This is a genomic window from Pseudomonas sp. FW305-70 (assembly GCF_058783925.1).
Genome location: NZ_JBYSYZ010000018.1, coordinates 24,778 through 43,565 on the forward strand (window position 1 = coordinate 24,778; position 18,788 = coordinate 43,565).

At 61.5% G+C, this 18,788-nt stretch carries 18 protein-coding genes; 12 read left to right on the top strand and 6 right to left on the bottom strand.

The window, feature by feature from the left end:
* The first annotated feature begins 80 nt into the window (after positions 1 to 80).
* The 3 genes from AC3WN7_RS15575 to AC3WN7_RS15585 all read left to right on the top strand — a co-directional run bounded on the left by AC3WN7_RS15575 (position 81) and on the right by AC3WN7_RS15585 (position 1,965).
* Positions 81 to 788: a PA1041 family peptidoglycan-binding anchor lipoprotein gene (locus AC3WN7_RS15575; protein ID WP_095965079.1), complete on the top strand. Its 708-nt coding sequence runs from the start codon at positions 81 to 83 to the stop codon at positions 786 to 788.
* Positions 789 to 935: 147 nt separating this feature from the next.
* Positions 936 to 1,214 (top strand): DUF1145 domain-containing protein, encoded by a 279-nt coding sequence (locus AC3WN7_RS15580; protein ID WP_015093819.1) that lies wholly within the window; start codon positions 936 to 938, stop codon positions 1,212 to 1,214.
* Positions 1,207 to 1,965, top strand: coding sequence for a hypothetical protein (locus AC3WN7_RS15585; protein WP_102674177.1), 759 nt, complete (start codon positions 1,207 to 1,209; stop codon positions 1,963 to 1,965). The genes AC3WN7_RS15580 and AC3WN7_RS15585 overlap by 8 nt, the downstream gene beginning before the upstream one ends.
* 205 nt (positions 1,966 to 2,170) lie before the next feature.
* Here AC3WN7_RS15585 and AC3WN7_RS15590 read toward each other — a convergent pair whose 3' ends face one another.
* Entirely contained in the window at positions 2,171 to 2,635 is a 465-nt protein-coding gene (locus AC3WN7_RS15590; RefSeq protein WP_102674179.1) for a CopD family protein, read from the bottom strand.
* Between the two features lie 99 nt (positions 2,636 to 2,734).
* On the opposite strand from AC3WN7_RS15590, the gene dinG reads away from it, so the two are divergent.
* The 5 genes from dinG (at position 2,735) to pdxH (ending at position 10,637) form a co-directional block, all read left to right on the top strand.
* Positions 2,735 to 4,879: an ATP-dependent DNA helicase DinG gene (gene dinG / locus AC3WN7_RS15595; protein ID WP_095965083.1), complete on the top strand. Its 2,145-nt coding sequence runs from the start codon at positions 2,735 to 2,737 to the stop codon at positions 4,877 to 4,879.
* A 95-nt stretch (positions 4,880 to 4,974) separates the two neighbouring features.
* Entirely contained in the window at positions 4,975 to 7,467 is a 2,493-nt protein-coding gene (locus tag AC3WN7_RS15600; RefSeq protein WP_102674180.1) for a beta-galactosidase, read from the top strand.
* A 219-nt stretch (positions 7,468 to 7,686) separates the two neighbouring features.
* Positions 7,687 to 8,832, top strand: a complete 1,146-nt coding sequence (locus tag AC3WN7_RS15605) for a serine hydrolase domain-containing protein (protein ID WP_095965085.1) — start codon at positions 7,687 to 7,689, stop codon at positions 8,830 to 8,832.
* 113 nt (positions 8,833 to 8,945) lie between these two features.
* The gene (locus AC3WN7_RS15610; protein WP_102674181.1) at positions 8,946 to 9,965 is read left to right on the top strand and encodes an OmpA family protein; all 1,020 of its coding nucleotides are present in this window, start codon (positions 8,946 to 8,948) and stop codon (positions 9,963 to 9,965) included.
* A gap of 24 nt (positions 9,966 to 9,989) precedes the next feature.
* Complete coding sequence (pdxH, locus tag AC3WN7_RS15615) at positions 9,990 to 10,637, top strand: pyridoxamine 5'-phosphate oxidase (RefSeq protein WP_095965087.1); 648 nt, start codon at positions 9,990 to 9,992, stop codon at positions 10,635 to 10,637.
* A 5-nt stretch (positions 10,638 to 10,642) separates the two neighbouring features.
* On the opposite strand, the gene AC3WN7_RS15620 is transcribed toward pdxH, so the two are convergent.
* Complete coding sequence (locus AC3WN7_RS15620) at positions 10,643 to 10,879, bottom strand: hypothetical protein (protein WP_102674182.1); 237 nt, start codon at positions 10,877 to 10,879, stop codon at positions 10,643 to 10,645.
* A gap of 164 nt (positions 10,880 to 11,043) precedes the next feature.
* On the opposite strand from AC3WN7_RS15620, the gene AC3WN7_RS15625 reads away from it, so the two are divergent.
* Positions 11,044 to 11,508, top strand: coding sequence for an outer membrane lipoprotein (locus AC3WN7_RS15625; protein WP_007971612.1), 465 nt, complete (start codon positions 11,044 to 11,046; stop codon positions 11,506 to 11,508).
* A 66-nt stretch (positions 11,509 to 11,574) separates the two neighbouring features.
* Here AC3WN7_RS15625 and nhaA read toward each other — a convergent pair whose 3' ends face one another.
* Entirely contained in the window at positions 11,575 to 12,762 is a 1,188-nt protein-coding gene (gene nhaA, locus AC3WN7_RS15630; RefSeq protein WP_102674183.1) for a Na+/H+ antiporter NhaA, read from the bottom strand.
* 246 nt (positions 12,763 to 13,008) lie between these two features.
* Here nhaA and AC3WN7_RS15635 point away from each other — a divergent pair, with 246 nt between their 5' ends.
* Positions 13,009 to 14,106, top strand: coding sequence for a PLP-dependent cysteine synthase family protein (locus tag AC3WN7_RS15635; protein WP_173862080.1), 1,098 nt, complete (start codon positions 13,009 to 13,011; stop codon positions 14,104 to 14,106).
* A gap of 117 nt (positions 14,107 to 14,223) precedes the next feature.
* Here AC3WN7_RS15635 and AC3WN7_RS15640 read toward each other — a convergent pair whose 3' ends face one another.
* Both AC3WN7_RS15640 and AC3WN7_RS15645 read right to left on the bottom strand, forming a co-directional pair.
* Complete coding sequence (locus tag AC3WN7_RS15640) at positions 14,224 to 15,837, bottom strand: NAD(P)/FAD-dependent oxidoreductase (RefSeq protein WP_095965091.1); 1,614 nt, start codon at positions 15,835 to 15,837, stop codon at positions 14,224 to 14,226.
* A gap of 95 nt (positions 15,838 to 15,932) precedes the next feature.
* Positions 15,933 to 16,601 (bottom strand): COG3650 family protein, encoded by a 669-nt coding sequence (locus AC3WN7_RS15645; RefSeq protein WP_102674185.1) that lies wholly within the window; start codon positions 16,599 to 16,601, stop codon positions 15,933 to 15,935.
* Between the two features lie 173 nt (positions 16,602 to 16,774).
* Here AC3WN7_RS15645 and AC3WN7_RS15650 point away from each other — a divergent pair, with 173 nt between their 5' ends.
* Complete coding sequence (locus AC3WN7_RS15650) at positions 16,775 to 17,131, top strand: SecDF P1 head subdomain-containing protein (protein WP_095965093.1); 357 nt, start codon at positions 16,775 to 16,777, stop codon at positions 17,129 to 17,131.
* Between the two features lie 12 nt (positions 17,132 to 17,143).
* Here AC3WN7_RS15650 and AC3WN7_RS15655 read toward each other — a convergent pair whose 3' ends face one another.
* Complete coding sequence (locus AC3WN7_RS15655) at positions 17,144 to 17,743, bottom strand: short chain dehydrogenase (protein ID WP_095965094.1); 600 nt, start codon at positions 17,741 to 17,743, stop codon at positions 17,144 to 17,146.
* A 105-nt stretch (positions 17,744 to 17,848) separates the two neighbouring features.
* Here AC3WN7_RS15655 and AC3WN7_RS15660 point away from each other — a divergent pair, with 105 nt between their 5' ends.
* A complete protein-coding gene (locus tag AC3WN7_RS15660) occupies positions 17,849 to 18,757 on the top strand; it encodes a LysR family transcriptional regulator (RefSeq protein ID WP_102674186.1) in 909 nt (302 codons plus the stop codon).
* Positions 18,758 to 18,788 lie beyond the last annotated feature (31 nt).

The following is an 18,788-nucleotide window of genomic DNA, read 5'->3' on the forward strand; positions in this document are numbered from 1 at the left end:
ATCCGCGCCTTGTGCAGTCGCGGATGCGGGTCTTTACTCCTGTGTAACCGGTATGGGCCGGTGACACAGGAGCTTTCAATATGATCGTTCTCACAAGGACCGTCTTGCCGGTTCTGCTACTTGGCAGCCTCTTGACCGGCTGCGCGACCCACAGCGATGGCACTGCCCCCCTCAATCAACGCACCTGGCCAATCTGCAGCCTCATCGGCGGCCTGGTCGGCGGTGGTCTGGGCGCAATCGAGAGTGGCGCCTGGGCCGCGGGTGGTGCAGCGCTGGGTATCTTGTCCGGCGGCTTGATTTGCTATGCCCAGGATGGCGACGAAGATGGCGACGGCGTTTTCGACCGGCGTGACCGTTGCGCTGATACTCCTGCCAATACCCTGGTCGACCATCGCGGTTGCCCGGTGCCGCTGTACCCTGACCGCGTCCAGACCGAGCCTGCGCAAACCCAAGTCATTACGCTGAGCGATGTGATGTTTGTCTTCAATCAATCCGACTTGACCCCGACGGCCAAGAGTGAACTGGATGCGATGATGAGCCAGTTCGAGGATGCCGATGTGGTCAGCATCAAGGTGGTCGGCCATACCGACAGCGTGGGGTCGGATGCCTATAACCAGGCCTTGTCGGAGCGACGCGCCAGCAGCGTGGCGGAATACTTGATCAGCCAGGGTGTGGCGCCGAACAAAGTCACCAGCGAAGGCAAGGGTGAAAGTCAGCCGATTGCCGACAATGAAACGGACGAAGGTCGTGCGAAAAACCGTCGCGTGGAACTGCATATAAACCGCTGAGCCAAGAGATAGAGCCGTCGAGCGATAGTTGTCAGCGCTGCGACGGCCGTTCGGCGCCTTCATGAAGATTTTTCCGTTGCCCTCTGGCTTATCCCGCGCGGAAGCCGTTACTGTGCGCCCAAACAATAATTCTCATCGGGGGAGCGTATGAAAGTCTTATGGGGGCTGGGGCGGTTGTTGACCCTGCTGTTCTGGTTGGTGGTGCTGGTCAATCAGCTCACGCCATTTGTCTTTCCGCTGCACCTGTTGGTCAATCTGGCCGGCGGCCTGTTGGGGTTCATCCATCTTCTGGAAGCACTGTTGTGCTATCGCAGCCTGCGAGGTCGCGCCCATCCCTGGCTTGACCGCCTGAAGATCGTCATTTTCGGTGTATTCCACCTGCAAACCATTCCAGCCCCCGGCGCTTCGAAGGCTTCCCATGCGTAAACTCTGTCTGCTCGCTGCACTCATCAGTCCATTGGCCAGCGCACAGGTGGTGAGTGTCGAACCCAACTCGCTGATGCGCTTGCCCAACACCGCCAGCACCCTGCAACTGGAACGCCTGGAAGTGGCCGATTACGGCACCTTGCTGATTCCTTCGAACGTCACCGAAGTTACCGTGGGTGAGTTGCATCTTGGACGTGAAGCGCGCATCGCCATTGTGCCGGGAGAGCAGGCGCTGGCGCTGAAGGTCCGTCGCGCTGATTTGTCCGAAGGCAGCCAGATCACCGCGCGTGGCGCGCCCGGGACCTATCAGAAAGCCGCCCGCTCCGGGCGCAATCTTGATTTGCAGATCAGGACACTGAATGCACCGCAATTGTTGGTGGACGCACGAGGCGGCGCAGGCGCACCGGGATTTGTCGGCCTGGATGGCGCCAACGGTCAGGACCCTGGCTGCACCTGGGGCCAGGCCGGTCGCGGTGCCGATGGCAGTGATGGCAGCAATGGTCAACCAGGCGCGCCGGGTGCGTTGGTCAGGCTGGCAGTGCCCCACGACTTTCCGGCAGACCGGATCAAGGTGCAGGTGGCTGGCGGTGCCGGTGGCCTGGCCGGCCCGGGCGGCAAACCGGGGGCTGGCGGCAAGGCCAAGGGCTGCCTGGTCTACAAGGCCGATGGCGGCAAGAGCGGCAAACCTGGCGCCGACGGGCAGCCGGGGTCTGAAGGTGCGGCGGGTTCGGTGACTGTGCAGCGGTTATAAGAGACGCCAAGAACCCGTGGCGAGGGGGCTTGCCTGTGGCGAGGGGGCTTGCCCCCGTTGGGCCGCGAAGCGGCCCCAATTCCGGCAATCGCAATACTGCTGAAAGTTAGCGGTTTCTGGTTTTACGACTGCTTCGCAGCCGAACGGGGCGGTGCGGCGATCCGACAAGCCCCTCGCCACAACAGCATCTCCGGCCACAGGTACTTCACAACATCGGCCGAGCCGCCGCAATCGCCACCACAGCCAACCCCACCAACAGATTGATCCCCACCAACCGGCGAATCCGCCCCAGCACGCCAGCACCCGCCGGCCAATCCTGTTCGGCCACGGCGGTGCGCAGCTCCGGCAGCATCAGCGCCTGAATGCGGATAAACAGCGCGGTCATCACCACATACAGGCCCATCATCACTTGCACATAGCGCGGTGCGGCTTCAAAGCCGTTGAAGTGCATATGCAGCATGCCCACGCCGCTGACCGGCAACAGCACCACCGCCACCCAGACCCAGCGGAAAAAACCTTGAAACACTTCTACCCACAACTTCAGCCGGGCAGGGCCTTCAAGTGCCGTGATCGCGGCGGGGCGCAGGACCATCCAGGCGAAAAACATGCCGCCGACCCAGACCAGGGCCGCCAGTACATGCAGGCTATATATGAGGCTAAAAGGTGTCATTCGGATACTCCGTTCTGCGCAGGATTCATTAGCGGGGTATGATAGCCGTCGATCCGAACCACTGAAAATTTATCCAGCGTTTTTTGCGCCCGACAATCCATGATCAGCACCGAACTCAAAACCACGATCCAGGGCGCCTACTCGCGTTTTCTCGAAGCCAAGAGCCTCAAGCCGCGCTACGGCCAACGCCTGATGATCGCCGAAATCGCCAAGGTCCTGGGTGACATCGACACCGACGACGAAGGCCGGCGCAGTGGCGACCCCGCGATTGTCGCGGTGGAAGCCGGCACCGGTACCGGCAAGACCGTGGCCTACAGCCTGGCGGCGATCCCCACGGCCAAGGCCGCCGGCAAGCGCCTGGTGATCGCCACGGCCACCGTGGCCCTGCAGGAGCAGATCGTCTACAAGGACTTGCCCGACCTGATGCGCAACAGCGGGTTGAATTTCAGCTTCGCCCTGGCCAAGGGGCGCGGGCGCTACATGTGCCTGTCCAAACTCGACATGTTGCTCCAGGAAGGCCACGCGCAGACTGCCACTGCGCAACTGTTCGAAGAAGAAGGCTTCAAGATCGAGGTCGACGAGGCCAGCCAGAAGCTGTTCACCAGCATGATCGAGAAGCTCGCCGGCAATAAGTGGGACGGCGACCGCGACAGTTGGTCCACTGCCCTGGAAGACGCCGACTGGGCGCGCCTGACCACCGATCACAGCCAGTGCACCAACCGTCATTGCCCGAACTTCGGCCAGTGCGCTTTCTACAAGGCCCGCGAAGGCATGGGCAAGGTCGACGTGATCGTCACCAACCACGACATGGTCCTGGCCGACCTGGCCCTGGGCGGCGGCGCCGTACTGCCGGACCCGCGCGACACCATCTACGTGTTCGACGAAGGCCATCACCTGCCGGACAAGGCCATCGGCCACTTCGCCCATTACACGCGCCTGCGCTCCACCGCCGACTGGCTGGAAACCACCGCCAAGAACCTCACCAAATTGCTGGCCCAGCACCCGTTGCCGGGCGACCTGGGCAAGTTGATCGAGCAGGTGCCGGAGCTGGCGCGGGAGATCAAGACCCAGCAGCAGTTCATGTTCACCGCGTGCGAGCAGATTGCCGATTTCAAACCCGGCGAAGACGTCGAAGGCCGCGAGCGCCCGCGTCACCGATTCGTCGGCGGGGTGATTCCCGAGCACATGCGTGAAATGGGCATCGAACTGAAGAAAGGCTTCGCACGGCTGACCGACGTGTTCACCCGCCTGACCGACCTGCTCAAGGAAGGCATGGACGGCGAGGTCAACATTGGCATCGCCAGCAACCAGGCTGAAGAGTGGTACCCGCTGTTCGGCAGCCTGCTGTCGCGCTCTTCCGGCAACTGGGAGCTGTGGACCGCCTTCACCGTCGAAGACCCGGAAGACAACCCGCCCATGGCCCGCTGGCTGACCCTGGCCGAAAGCGGATCGCTGTTCGACATTGAGGTCAACGCCAGTCCCATTCTCGCGGCGGAAATGCTTCGCCGTAATCTGTGGAACGTGGCGTATGGCTGCCTGGTGACGTCGGCGACCTTGACCGCCCTCGGTACCTTCGACCGCTTCCGCATGCGCGCCGGCCTGCCGAAAAAAGCCGTGACGGCGGTGGTGCCAAGCCCCTTCCATCATGCCGACGCCGGTGTGCTGCGGGTGCCGAACCTGAACGCCGATCCCCGTGATGCCGCGGCACATACCGCCGCGATCATTCGTGATCTGCCGGAACTGGTCGAGGGCTCGCGGGGCACGCTGGTGCTGTTTTCCTCGCGTAAACAGATGCAGGACGTGTTCGATGGCCTGGACCGCGACTGGCGCAAGCAAGTGTTCATTCAGGGCAACCTGTCGAAGCAGGAAACCCTGAACAAGCACAAGGCGCGGGTCGATGGCGGGGATTCCAGCGTGCTGTTCGGCCTGGCGAGCTTCGCCGAAGGGGTCGACTTGCCTGGTGCCTATTGCGAGCACGTGGTCATTGCCAAGATTCCATTCTCGGTACCCGATGATCCCGTTGAGGCGGCGCTGTCGGAATGGATCGAAGCACGGGGCGGCAATCCGTTCATGGAAATCTCCGTACCGGACGCTTCGCTGAAACTGGTCCAGGCCTGCGGTCGCTTGCTGCGCACCGAAGAAGACCGCGGCACCATCACCTTGCTCGACCGGCGCCTGGTGACCCAGCGCTATGGCAAAGCCATCCTCAACGCGTTGCCGCCGTTCCGTCGAGAAATTTCCTGAAGCACCGGTGGGCAGTTTTGCCCACCGCGTTGTCTATCTCTCTGCCACCGCTTTTTCACTGGCCCATTGAGGTCGTTAGGGAGAATTTCGTTCTCATGATTTGCCGTTCGTTGCCTGCCGTATTTGCCCTGTTGTTCGCAACACCGCTGTTGGCCGCCCCCGCCAGCCAGCAGACGCTGTTCAACTTTGTGCGCCCCGCCGACGTGGTCCAGGTGGCGACACAGGACGCCAGCCTGCCGCAATCCAACGCCGAGCAAACCCCTGAAGGCGAAGTGTTGCGCCGGGTGACCTTCAACCCGGTCGCCCGGCCGACGTTGCGCCTGACCCCGCAAACCGGTGCCTGGGACTGGTCGCAGTCAGGCGTCATGAGCCTGCGGATCCAGAGCGCGATGAACTGGGCCTTGACCCTGTACGTGACCATCCAGAGCAACGACGGCAAGACCCTGGTCAGTCGCGTCGATTTGCCAGCCGGGCCTGCGCAAACCCTGTTGGTGCCGCTGCAAGCGACATCACCCCTGAGCCAGGGCATGAAGGCCGGCCCGCCGATGCCGATGACCGTTGAGGGCCAGCGTGTGTTGCTGGCCAGCAGCACCGGTGAGCTGGATCGCAGCCAGGTGGTGTCCGTGACGTTGTCGATGGACCAGCCCAAAGCCGCGCAAAGCATCCTGTTGGAGCGCTTTGGTGTGCAGGACGGCGAGTCGGTCAGCCAAGTCGTGTATGGCGGGTTGGTGGATGCGTATGGCCAGTCGACCCGGGCCAAATGGCCGGAAAAAGTCAGCAGCGACGAGCAGATGAAAAGCGCCGCCGCCAAGGAACAGCAACAACTGAAAACCTGGCTCGCTGAGCGTCAGAAGTCTTCGCTGGACAAATTTGGCGGATTGACCAAAGGCCCGTCGTTCAAGGCCAGCGGCTTTTTCCGCACCGAAAAGCGCAACGGTCGATGGTATCTGGTGACGCCTGAAGGCCATCCGTTCTACTCCCTTGGGGTCAATACCCTGGCCCCGGATGTCAATCAGACCTATGTGGCCGGTCGCGAGTGGATGTTCGAGTCCCTGCCCAAGGCTGACGAGGCGCTGGTCAGCCACTACGGCGAAGGCGACAACCGCGGCGGCAATGGTGCCGATCAAGGGCGCGGCTACAATGCCGGGCGCTGGTACGACTTCTACGGTGCCAATCTGCAACGTCTGTATGGTGATCCTTGCGCGTTGGGCAGCGAAACCAAAGCGGGCGTCGCCGCAGCGGCCAAGGCGGATGCGGTTGAAGCGACAGCGACCAAGGCTGCGGAGCAACCCGTCGCTCCTGCAACCGCCGAGTCCGGCGTCGCCGAAGCCGCCAAGACTGAAGCGACGCTGGCAACAGCGGCAGAGCCAACATCTATCGAACCGTGCAAAGCGTTGTTCGACGAGCAGCGCTGGGCCAGTCACACCCTTGATCGCCTGCAGGCCTGGGGCTTCAACACCATCGGCAACTGGAGCGCCCCGGTACTGGGCAACGCCGATCGCGTGCCATATACCTTGCCGCTGTCGATCGTCGGTGACTACGCCAGCATCAGCACCGGTACCGACTGGTGGGGCGGCATGCCCGATCCGTTCGACCCGCGTTTTGCCATGGCCACCGAGCGTGCAGTGGCGATTGCCGCCCGCGATCACCGTGATGATCCGTGGCTGATCGGTTACTACGCCGACAACGAACTGGCCTGGGCCGGTCCCGGGGATGATCCGAAAGCCCGTTATGCCCTGGCCTACGGCACCTTGAAAATGACCACCGACGTGCCGGCCAAACGTGCATTCCTCAAGCAACTGCGGGACAAGTACCGCAATCAGGCGGGCCTGTCGAAAGCCTGGGGCATTGATCTGCCCGCCTGGGAGTTGATGGAAGATCCAGGGTTCGTGCCACCGCTGCCGAGCGCCGAGCACCCGGAAATCGAAGCCGACTTCAAATACTTCCAGAAGGTCTTCGCCGACACTTACTTCAAGACCATCTCCGACTCTCTCAAGTGGCACGCGCCAAACCAGCTGCTGCTCGGTGGCCGTTTCGCCATCAGCACGCCGGAAGCCGTGGAGTCCTGCGCCCAGTATTGCGACGTGCTGAGCTTCAACATGTACACCCTGCAACCCCAGGACGGTTACGACTTCGCCAAACTGCGCAGTCTCGACAAACCGGTGCTGATCAGCGAGTTCAATTTCGGTTCGGCTGATCGTGGGCCGTTCTGGGGCGGCGTCACGCCGTTGGCGAAAGAGGAGGACCGTGGTGCGGCGTATGCCAACTTCCTCAAGCAGGCAATGAGCGAGCCGTCGATTGTCGGTGTGCATTGGTTCCAGTACCTCGATCAACCGGTCACCGGGCGCCTGCTTGACGGTGAAAACGGTCACTTCGGGTTGGTGGGCATCACGGATCTGCCGTTCCAGGGCTTTGTCGACAGTGTGCGCAAGAGCAACCTGGCGACGGTTGAACAATTGGGCAAAGAGGTCGGGAAGGCTGCAGTTGACGCCGACAAAGCCAGCCACGACGCCGAGGGTGGTCGCAAGGCCGAGGCCGGCAAGGGGCCGGGGAAGGGCGCGGGTGGGCATTCTGGCAATGGCCATTAATCGCTGAAACCGCGTCATCGCTCTTCGCGAGCAGGCTCGCTCCCACTTTGGAATGCATTCTCCTGTGGGAGCGAGCCTGCTCGCGAAGGCGTCATTAGCATCACCACTGCATTTCAAGTTGATGTCAAAGCGACCGCCCGGCCCAACCCTGTTCCCAAAACCCTCAAGGGCTGGAACAATGCCCGCCACTTTGTAGAGCGTTAATCCGGGGAGTTGCGGGTGCAGATTCAGGGTCATTACGAGCTTAAGTTCGAAGCGGTGCGAGAGGCTTTCGCGGCGCTGTTCGACGATCCCCAGGAGCGTGGCGCAGCGTTGTGCATTCAGATTGGGGGCGAAACCGTCCTCGATCTGTGGGCCGGCACTGCGGACAAGGATGGGGCCGAGGCCTGGCACAGCGACACCATCGCCAACCTGTTCTCCTGCACCAAGACCTTTACCGCCGTCACCGCGCTGCAACTGGTCGCCGAAGGCAAGCTGCAACTGGATGTGCCAGTGGCGCGCTACTGGCCAGAATTTGCCGCTGCCGGCAAAGCGTCCGTCACCTTGCGTCAACTGCTTTGCCATCAAGCCGGCCTTCCGGCATTGCGCGAGTTGCTGGCCCCCGAAGCCCTCTACGACTGGCAAACCATGGTCGACGCCCTGGCCGCCGAAACGCCGTGGTGGACGCCGGGCGAAGGCCATGGGTATGCAGCGATCACTTATGGCTGGCTGATCGGCGAGTTGCTGCGCCGTGCCGACGGTCGTGGGCCGGGGGAATCCATTGTCGCGCGGGTCGCCAAACCGTTGGGCCTGGACTTCCATGTGGGGCTGGCCGACGAAGAGTTCTATCGCGTGGCCCACATTGCGCGGGGCAAGGGCAATGTCGGCGATGCCGCCGCCCAGCGCCTGCTGCAAGTGACCATGCGTGAGCCAGCGGCCATGACGACCCGGGCGTTCACCAACCCGCCGTCGATCATGACCAGCACCAACAAGCCCGAGTGGCGACGCATGCAGCAGCCGGCCGCCAATGGCCATGGCAATGCCCGAAGCCTGGCCGGTTTCTACGCTGGTCTGCTCGACGGCAGCCTGCTGGAAAGCGAAATGCTAGATGAGTTGACTCGTGAGCACAGCCTCGGCGAGGACAAGACTTTACTGACCCGGACCCGTTTCGGCCTGGGTTGCATGCTCGATCAACCGGACGTTGCCAATGCCACCTTCGGCCTTGGCCCGCGGGCGTTTGGTCATCCGGGTGCCGGCGGCTCCATCGGCTTTGCCGACCCGGAGCACGATGTAGCCTTCGGATTTGTGACAAATACCCTGGGTCCCTACGTCTTGATGGACCCGCGCGCGCAAAAGCTGGTGCGGGTTCTGGCCACTTGTCTGTAAAGGCGGCTATCGGTCATCAGGGCTGGAACCCGATAGCCTTTTCAGTTTCAAAACATCAGTTTGTGCGGGCCGACGTGGCCTGATTTTTTTGACTTCATTCTTGTGGATATCCAATGTCATCCAATAAAACCCTCGCCTTGGCCCTGTGCTTCGCCATTACCGGTTGCGCACAGACTCCACAGAAAGACGCGACGGCACCTGTCGCCAAGACTGAAAGCGGCAGCCACTGGTACTGGCCGTTCGGTTCCGACGAAAGCGCCGGCAAGCCTGTGGTCAAGCCGGAGGTGAAACCTGAAGTCAAACCCGTGGCGGTGGCCAAGGTCAATGCCAAGGCCGAAACCGAGAGCGGCAGCAAGTGGTGGTGGCCGTTCGGCGGTAACGAGCAGAGCGCCTCGAAGGCCGTGCCGATGCCTGACCCGAAAGTCACCCAGGCCTGGCTTGACGACTACGAACCGCGTCTGCGCGAGGCGGTCAAGGACAGCAACCTGCAACTCGAGCGCCGCGAAAACGTGCTGGTGGTGACGGCGCCGGTCGAGGGCTCGTTCAACCCTGACCGCCCGGCCATGCTGCTGCCGGTCACGCTCGGTCCGTTTACCCGCGTTGCCAAGATCCTTGAAGCCGATCCAAAGACCGCTGTCTTGGTCCTCGGCCACAGCGATACGTCGGGCGCGGCGCCTGCCAACGTCAAGCTGAGCCAGGAGCGTGCCCAGTCCGTTGCGGCGATTTTCCGTCTCAGTGGTTTGCAGCGTGATCGCCTGATGCTGCGTGGCCTGGGCGGTGATGCGCCGCGTGCCGCCAACGACAGTGCGCAAGGTCGTGCGTTGAACCGCCGTGTGGAACTGCTGGTGACCCCGCAAAACACCATGGTCGCGCTGCTGAGCAAGTACAACATGCCGGCCCCAGCCCCTGTGAGCATGGTTGCAGCCGCTGACGTCAAGCCGGTCGCCAAGCCTGTGACACCGGCCCCGGCGACTAAGAAGGCTGCTGTTCCAGCGACGAAAAAAGCCCCGGCGAAAAAAGCGGCGGCCAAGAAAGCACCTGCGAAAACCGCAACGCCGGCGAAGAAAACCACGCCAGCCAAAGCCTCCACGGCTGACAAGAAAGTCGCCGCCACTGATACTGCAAAGCAGTGATCCGTTAACCAAAAGGAATGCGCCATGACCCAGGGCCTGGCTGATATGCGTCGTGACTACACCCGTGATGGCCTGACCGAGGCGCAAGCCCCGGCCGAGCCGTTTGCGTTGTTCCACCATTGGTTCGCCGACGCGGTGAAAACCGAACAGGCACCGGTGGAGGCCAACGCCATGACCCTGGCCACCGTCGACCAGGACGGTCGACCGCACTGTCGCATTCTGTTGCTCAAGGGCCTGGACGAACTGGGTTTCACCTTCTTCACCAACTACGAAAGCGCCAAGGGCCAGCATCTGGCCGCGAATCCGTTCGCGGCCATGACGTTTTTCTGGCCGGCGCTGGAGCGTCAGGTGCGCATTGAAGGGCGGGTGGTGAAGGTGACGCCTGAGGAGTCCGATGCCTATTATCAGGTCCGTCCTCTGGGCAGTCGCCTGGGAGCCTGGGCATCGCCGCAAAGCCGCGTGATCGCCGATCGTGGCGAGCTCGAAGCGCTGCTCAAGGACACCGAGCAACGTTTCAGCGACTCCCAGCCGCATTGCCCGGAACACTGGGGCGGTTATCGCCTGTTGCCGGAGCGCATCGAGTTCTGGCAGGGCCGCCCGAGTCGCCTGCACGACCGCCTCAATTACCGCCAGCAGGGCGCCGACTGGATTCTTGAACGTCTGGCACCCTGAGCAGTCTACCGATCGGGATAGTCTGCCGCAGCGGCCTCCAGCCACTTCGGCAGGTCTCGACGCTTGATCTTCTGCGCCTGCGCACTCGCCAATTGTTCGAGCATGAAGGCTTTTTTCTGCTCATCCTTGCCCGCCAGCGCTAGCGCCAGGTCGCGGTCCATCCAGCGCTTTATCCGCACGTACAGCCACCCGTGGAAGTACAGTCCAGCGACGGTAGTAACGAAAATGATAAAGTAGTCCATGAAAGTCCTTGGCCGGTGGGGCAGTTTCCGATTTTGCCGCTACTGTGCGAGTTCGTGAAGGCACCTTAACGGAGCCTGAATCAAAGCAATTTTACCCGGGCGGTGCCGTGACAAGCGTCAAGCTGCGGAGTTTAATGAACATCTGTTTCTTTGGAGTTGATGCTATGCGTAAGTCTGTTCTGCTGGTTGCTTCCTTTTCCACGATGGCGATGTTGCTCACTGGTTGCCAATCGAGCCTGACCGGTGACTCCTACTCCCGTGACGAGGCGCGTCGGGTGCAGACCGTTCGCATGGGTACCATCGAAGCATTGCGTCCGGTGAAAATCGAAGGCACCAAAACCCCGATCGGCGGCGCTGCAGGCGCAGTGGTTGGCGGCGTTGGCGGCAGCGCCATCGGTGGCGGCAAAGGCAGTATCGTTGCTGCGGTCATCGGTGCAGTCGCTGGCGGCCTGATCGGTTCGGCCGCAGAAGAGGGTATGACCCGCACCCAGGGCGTGGAAATCACCGTGCGCGAAGACGATGGCAGCATGCGCGCCTACGTTCAGGAAGTTCAGCCGAACGAAGTGTTCCGTGTTGGCGAGCGTGTTCGCATCGCCAGTGTGAATGGCACCAGCCGCGTTTCGCACTAAGCGCAAACACTGGATAAACAAAAACCCGATCAGGTGACTGATCGGGTTTTTTGTTTTCGCGGTTTATCAGGAGGCCAGACCGGAGCTCTTGCGACTCGCCATCGCGGTCACCCCATAACCGATCAGCGCGGCCAGAATCGAACCGGTCAGGATTCCCATGCGGTCCATCCCGGCGAAATCACTCACGCCCGGCTCGAAGGCCAGTGAACCGACGAACAGACTCATGGTGAAACCAATGCCGCAGAGAATCGCCACGCCCAGTATCTGCCCCCAATTGGCGCCTTGGGGCAGGGCGGCGATACCGGTTTTCACGGCCAGCCAGGTCAGGCCGAAGACACCCACAGTCTTGCCCAGCAACAGCCCGATGGCGATACCCATGGGAACGTGATGAGTGAAACTTTCGACGGTGACGCCGCTCAGGGACAGGCCGGCGTTGGCGAAGGCGAACAGCGGCAGGATGCCGTAGGCGACCCACGGATGCAGGGCGTGTTCCAGGGCCAGCAGTGGCGAAGGTTCGGCATTTTTTGTGCGCAGTGGAATGCAGAAAGCCAGGGTTACGCCGGCCAGCGTGGCGTGGACACCGCTCTTTAGCACGCAGACCCAGAGAATCAGACCAATGATCATGTACGGCCCGAGCTTGACTACGCCAAGCCGGTTCATCCCGATCAGCGCAGCAATACAGGCGGTGGCCAGCGCCAGGGACAGGGTCGACAGGGCACCGGAATAGAAGATCGCAATGATGATGATCGCGCCGAGGTCGTCGATGATCGCCAGGGTCATCAGGAACAGTTTCAGCGAAACCGGAACCCGTTTGCCAAGCAACGCCAGCACGCCAAGGGCGAAGGCAATGTCGGTCGCGGTCGGGATCGCCCAGCCGTTGAGGGCCGGTGGCGTGTCGCGGTTGAGGTACCAGTAGATCAGCGCCGGCACCACCATGCCGCCAATGGCCGCCGCGCCAGGCAGGACGATTTGCGACGGTTTGGACAACTGGCCGTCGAGGACTTCGCGCTTCACTTCCAGGCCGATCAGCAGGAAGAACAGCGCCATCAGGCCGTCGTTGATCCATAGCAGCAACGGCTTGGCGATTTTCAGTGCGCCGACCTGGGCCACCACCGGAGTGTCCAGCAGGCCGTTGTACAGCCACGATAGCGGTGAGTTGTTGATGATCAGAGCCAGAACGGCAGCGGCGATCAGTAACAGACCGCTGGCAGCTTCCAACTGAAAGAAACGCGTGAAAGTGCTACGCAGAGGCAAGGTCGCTCTCCATCTGTGAATTCAAAAGGTGTTACACCCTAACAAGTACCGTTAGTTGTTAAAACAAAAGTTATATTCTTTTTTGTTATATCCCGTTACAGGGCGATCCGTCGCCACCGAGCTGAGCCTAGCAGTTGCCGGACGTATTGGATCTCAGCTGTACCTGTGCCGGATGCAGGATTTTTCCTAAGCTGGTTGGATGGGCCTCGTACAAAGGCCAACTCCTGCCGATTCAACGAGAAAACCATCATGAGCGACAACCGACAGTGGTCCCGCGAGGCGATCCGGATCATCGAAGCTGATTATCAGCGCAGCGCCGACACCCACTTGATCCCCTTGCCGCTCCCGGGTTTTCCGGGCATCGAGTTGTATTTCAAGGATGAGTCCAGCCATCCCACGGGCAGCCTCAAGCACCGCCTGGCTCGTTCGCTGTTCCTGTATGCGCTGTGTAACGGCTGGCTCAAACCCGGTGCACCGGTCATTGAGGCTTCCAGCGGTTCCACGGCGATTTCCGAAGCGTACTTTGCACGCATGCTGGGCTTGCCGTTCATTGCGGTGATGCCGGCGACAACCTCAAAGGAAAAGATCGCGCAGATCGCCTTCTACGGTGGCCAAAGTCATCTGGTCGACGACCCGACCCAGATCTACGCCGAGTCCGAGCGTCTGGCTCGTGAGCACGACGGGCACTTCATCGATCAGTTCACCTACGCTGAGCGCGCCACCGACTGGCGAGCGAACAACAATATTGCCGAGTCGATTTTTCAGCAGATGCGATTCGAGCTGCATCCCGAGCCGAGCTGGCTGATTTCCAGCCCCGGTACCGGAGGCACCACGGCCACACTGGGCCGATACGTGCGTTATCGCCAGCATTGCACTCGCGTGCTGTGTGCCGATGCCGAGCGTTCGGTGTTCTTCGATTACTACCAGACTGGCGATGCCAGCCTGCGACTGGACCACGGTTCGCGCATCGAGGGCATTGGCCGGCCGCGTGTGGAGGCGTCGTTTCTGCCCAAGGTGATCGACGCCATGGTCAAGGTGCCGGATGCCCTGTCACTGGCGGCCATGCACTACCTGGCGGAACGCCTGGGACGCCATGTGGGCGGGTCGAGCGGGACCAACCTGATCGGCGCCCTGATGGCCGCTCAGCACATGAAAGCGGCAGGGGAGACGGGGTCGATGGTGGCGATTCTGTGTGACAGCGGCGAACGCTACGCCACGACCTATTACGATCCGCAGTGGCTCAAGGCCCAAGGGTATGAGTTGAGTGGTTTGATGGCTGCGGTCGCGGCGACGGTGGAGCGGGGTGAGCCGCTGCCGGACTCGGTTCTGCGCGCCAATATCTGACACACAGAAGATCAAACGTGGGAGCGGGCTTGCTCGCGAAAGCGGTGGATCAGCCAACACATATGTTGGATGGGAAACCGCCTTCGCGAGCAAGCCCGCTCCCACATCAGGCTGGTATCAGGCGTCGAGACCGAGGATATCCCGGGCCACTGCTTCTGCAATCCGAATCCCGTCCACACCCGCCGACAGAATCCCGCCCGCATAACCGGCACCTTCACCGGCCGGGAACAAGCCTTTCACGTTCAGGCTCTGCATCGACTCATTGCGGGTAATACGCAGCGGCGAGGAGGTGCGGGTCTCGATGCCGGTCAACACCGCGTCGTGCAGCGAGTAACCACGAATCTGCTTCTCGAACGCCGGCAAGGCTTCGCGAATCGCTTCGATGGCGAACGCCGGCAGTGCCAGCGCCAGATCACCCAGGGCAACGCCTGGCTTGTAGGACGGCTCAACACTGCCCAGTTCGGTGGACGGCTTGCCCGCGATGAAATCGCCGACCAGTTGCGCCGGGGCTTCGTAGTTGCTGCCGCCCAGCACAAAGGCGTGGGATTCCAGGCGTTCCTGCAGTTCGATACCGGCCAGCGGGCCGCCCGGATAATCGACTTCCGGCGTGATGCCGACAACGATTCCGGAGTTGGCATTGCGCTCGTTACGCGAGTACTGGCTCATGCCATTGGTGACCACGCGGTTCGGCTCGGACGTCGCCGCCACCACGGTGCCGCCCGGGCACATGCAGAAGCTGTAGACCGAACGGCCGTTCTTGGCGTGGTGCACCAGTTTGTAGTCGGCGGCGCCGAGTTTCGGGTGCCCGGCGTACTTGCCCAGCCGCGCGCGGTCAATCAGCGACTGCGGATGCTCGATGCGGAAACCCACCGAGAAAGGCTTGGCCTCCATGAACACGCCACGGCCGTGGAGCATGCGGAAGGTATCGCGGGCACTGTGGCCGAGGGCCAGGATCACATGCTTCGAATGGATCTGTTCACCGCCATTGAGTTCGACGCCGACCAGTTGGCCGTCTTCGATCAGCACGTCGGTGACACGCTGCTGGAAGCGTACTTCGCCGCCCAGGGCGCGAATCTGCTCACGCATGTTTTCCACCACGCCGGTCAGACGGAACGTACCAATGTGCGGCTTGCTGACGTAGAGGATTTCTTCCGGTGCGCCGGCCTTGACGAACTCGTGCAGGACCTTGCGACCGAGGAACTTCGGATCCTTGATCTGGCTGTAGAGCTTGCCGTCGGAGAATGTCCCCGCGCCGCCTTCGCCGAATTGCACGTTGGATTCCGGGTTGAGCACGCTTTTGCGCCACAGGCCCCAGGTGTCCTTGGTGCGCTGGCGGACTTCGGTGCCGCGTTCGAGGATGATCGGCTTGAAGCCCATTTGCGCCAGCAGCAGCCCGGCGAAAATCCCGCACGGACCGAAGCCGACGACAATCGGACGTGCGCTCAGGTCGGCCGGTGCCTGGCCAACCATTTTATAGCTGACATCCGGCGCCACGTTGACGTTACGGTCATCGGCGAACCTGTGCAGCACCGCCGCCTCGTCGCGAACTTCAAGGTCGATGGTGTAGATGAAGCACAGCTCGGAGGACTTTTTACGCGCATCGTAGCTGCGCTTGAACAAGGTGAAATCGAGCAGGTCATCGCTGGCGATCCCCAGGCGCTGCACGATGGCAGGGCGCAGGTCTTCATCGGGATGGTCGATCGGCAACTTGAGTTCGGTGATTCGTAACATGGCGGGATCCGGTTCGCGGGGCGCACAACTGCGCCAGGGCGTTTGAAACCCGCGATTATAAGCCGCAAAGGCGCAGGCCCGTGAGGCTTAAACGATCAGTCGTCGCGCGATCCGCCGAAATACCCGCAGCCGCGCTGTACCTGACCGTCGATGCGCAGCTCGGCGCTCATGTGCTGGATGCTGGCGGTGCTGCTGTCGACGCAGCGTTGCGGTGCAACCCACAGTTCGATGTGCTGGTTGTTGGCTTCGGTGCTGAGGTTGAAACGGCCATCGCCCAGTTGCTCTTCGACGTAAGGCAGGGCCAAGGGTGGCTGGCCGGCCCGGTCGATGACCATGCCTTTGCCGCTGACTTTCACGCTCCATTCCGGGCTGTGGCCGGCGGCACGCAGGATCAGCAGCTTGAAATTCGGATCGTCGCACGCGTTGCTCGAGCGCTCGACGCGGTACAACTGCTCCAGATCGAGTTGGCCGTCACCACTGCTGCCGGCCACAACCCGCCCGCGCACGTCGGCAAACAGCTTGCCCTGCTTGTCCGCCAGGCTGACGGCCTGCTGCAGGACGCTGGTACCGCCGGTGTCGTTGACCACGTAGCGCGCAGACTGGTTGCACGGCTGGAACAGCAGTTTGCCGTCCGACGCAATCAACTGGCCTTGCATGCGTGTCTGGCCGACATGGGAGGCGTTCTGCCGCTCACCCTCGAACAACTGGCAAGCGGCGAACAGCGGAAGCAGGGCAACGAGGACTAAGGAACGGGCAACACGCATCTTGGGGTCTCCTGACAAGTGCTGCCACGTTACTCAGGCTGACCGTTCATCACAAGGCTGGAGTGGGGCTCTGGCACAGGGAAGGGCGATTTGCGGCAACATCTTGTGAATTATTCCGATGCCGAGTGTCAGGATGCCAAAGGTAAGCTGCCGTTTTTTTGCAGGAAGCGGATATGAAACAGGCAATGGGCTGGAAGATCGGGTTGTTTCTGCTGGTGATGACGGGAGCCACGGGCAGTCACGCTGCCGAGATCAATTTGTCTTCGGCAACCGACTTCACCCGGATGGAGTTGCTGTTGAAGGACCACGACAGACTTCATTCGGTGCTGGAGATGAATGTCACGCTCAGTCCTGAGGCAGCTGAGCGTATGCATCGCATTACCCGTGAGTCGATAGGCCAGAAATTGACGCTGTCGATCAATGGCTGGAAGATTTCTACGGCGACGGTGCAATCGGCCTTGGGCTCGCAGTTCCAGGTGTCCATCCCGAAAGCCATCGCCAAAGACCTATTGCCCACGTTGGTTGATTGAGCTTGAACCGACTCAGCCTACGTGAAAGGTCTGACCCGTTTGCAGGCCTTCTACGCTTTTGGCGTAGGCCAAGGCCACATCTAGTGCAGGCACCGGCTTGAAGCCACGGAAGTACGGTGCGTATTTGCCCATGGCTTCGACGAGGACGTTGGGGCTGATCGAGTTCACCCGCAGGCCCCGCGGCAGTTCGATGGCGGCGGCGCGAACGAAGCTGTCCAGTGCACCGTTGACCAGCGCCGCCGAGGCGCCACTGCGAATCGGGTCGTGGCTGAGTACGCCGGTAGTGAAGGTGAACGACGCACTGTCATTGGCGAAGTCGCGCCCGATCAACAGCAAATTGACCTGGCCCATGAGCTTGTCTTTCAGGCCCAGGGCAAAGCTTTCTTCGGTCATCTCGTTGAGCGGTGCGAAGGTCACGTTGCCGGCGGCGCAGATCAGCGCATCAAACTTGCCGGTCTGCTCGAACAATTTGCGAATCGAGGCGCTGTCACTGATGTCCACCTGAAAATCGCCGCTGTTGCGGCCAATCCGGATGATTTCGTGGCGTTGCGACAGTTCCTTGTCGACTGCCGAGCCGATGGTGCCGTTTGCGCCGATCAAAAGAATTTTCATGGGGCTGATCCTCGTATGGGTTGAACGAGGTATCAGTTTAGGGTGGTTTTTTTCGTAGATAAGCGAGCTAATAGGCAACCTTTGGTTTTCAAATGGAAACAATCCATGAGCGAGATGGATGACCTGGCCGCGTTCGCCGTATTGATCGAAGCGGGAAGTTTCACCCTGGCGGCACAGCAGCTCGGTTGCAGCAAAGGCCAGCTGTCCAAGCGCATCAGCCAGCTGGAAGCGCAGTTTTCCGTGGTGCTGTTGCAACGTACCACTCGCCGCTTGAGCCTGACCGCCGCTGGCGCTGCGTTGTTGCCCCAGGCCCAGGCGCTGGTGGTGCAAGTCGAGCGGGCACGCCAGGCCCTGGCGCGACTGAAGGACGACATGGCCGGACCGGTGCGGATGACGGTGCCGGTGTCGCTCGGGGAAACCTTCTTCGATGGTCTGTTGCTGGAGTTCTCGACCCAGTATCCCCAGGTGCAGATCGAGCTGGAGCTCAACAACAGCTACCGCGAATTGTCCCGGGACGGATTCGACCTGGCGATTCGCTCTGACGTGGCTCTTGACCAGAGACTGGTCGCGCGCCCGTTGCTGGCGTGGCAGGAACTGACCTGTGCCAGCCCGGCCTATCTGGAACATTACGGTGAACCGCAAACACCCCAGGCGCTGGCCGAACATCGCTGCCTGCTCAACAGTCATTACAGCGGCCGCGAAGAATGGCTGTATCACCAGCAGCATGAGTTGTTGCGGGTGCGGGTGTCGGGGCCGTTCGCCAGCAACCACTACAACCTGTTGAAGGAAGCCGCACTGGTTGGCGCCGGTATTGCGCGCCTGCCCTCCTACTGTTTGCCAGCGGAGCTGGCGGACGGGCGTTTGCGATGGCTGCTACGCGACTATCAGACCCGCAGCATGCCGATGTACCTGGTGCATCCGTATCAGGGTGGTTTGCCCAAGCGTACGCAGGTGCTGGCGGATTATTTGATTGGCTGGTTCAAGCGTAGCGGGGAGGTGCTGGACCGGTTGTAATGGATTGCACAAAACCTGTGGGAGCGGGCTT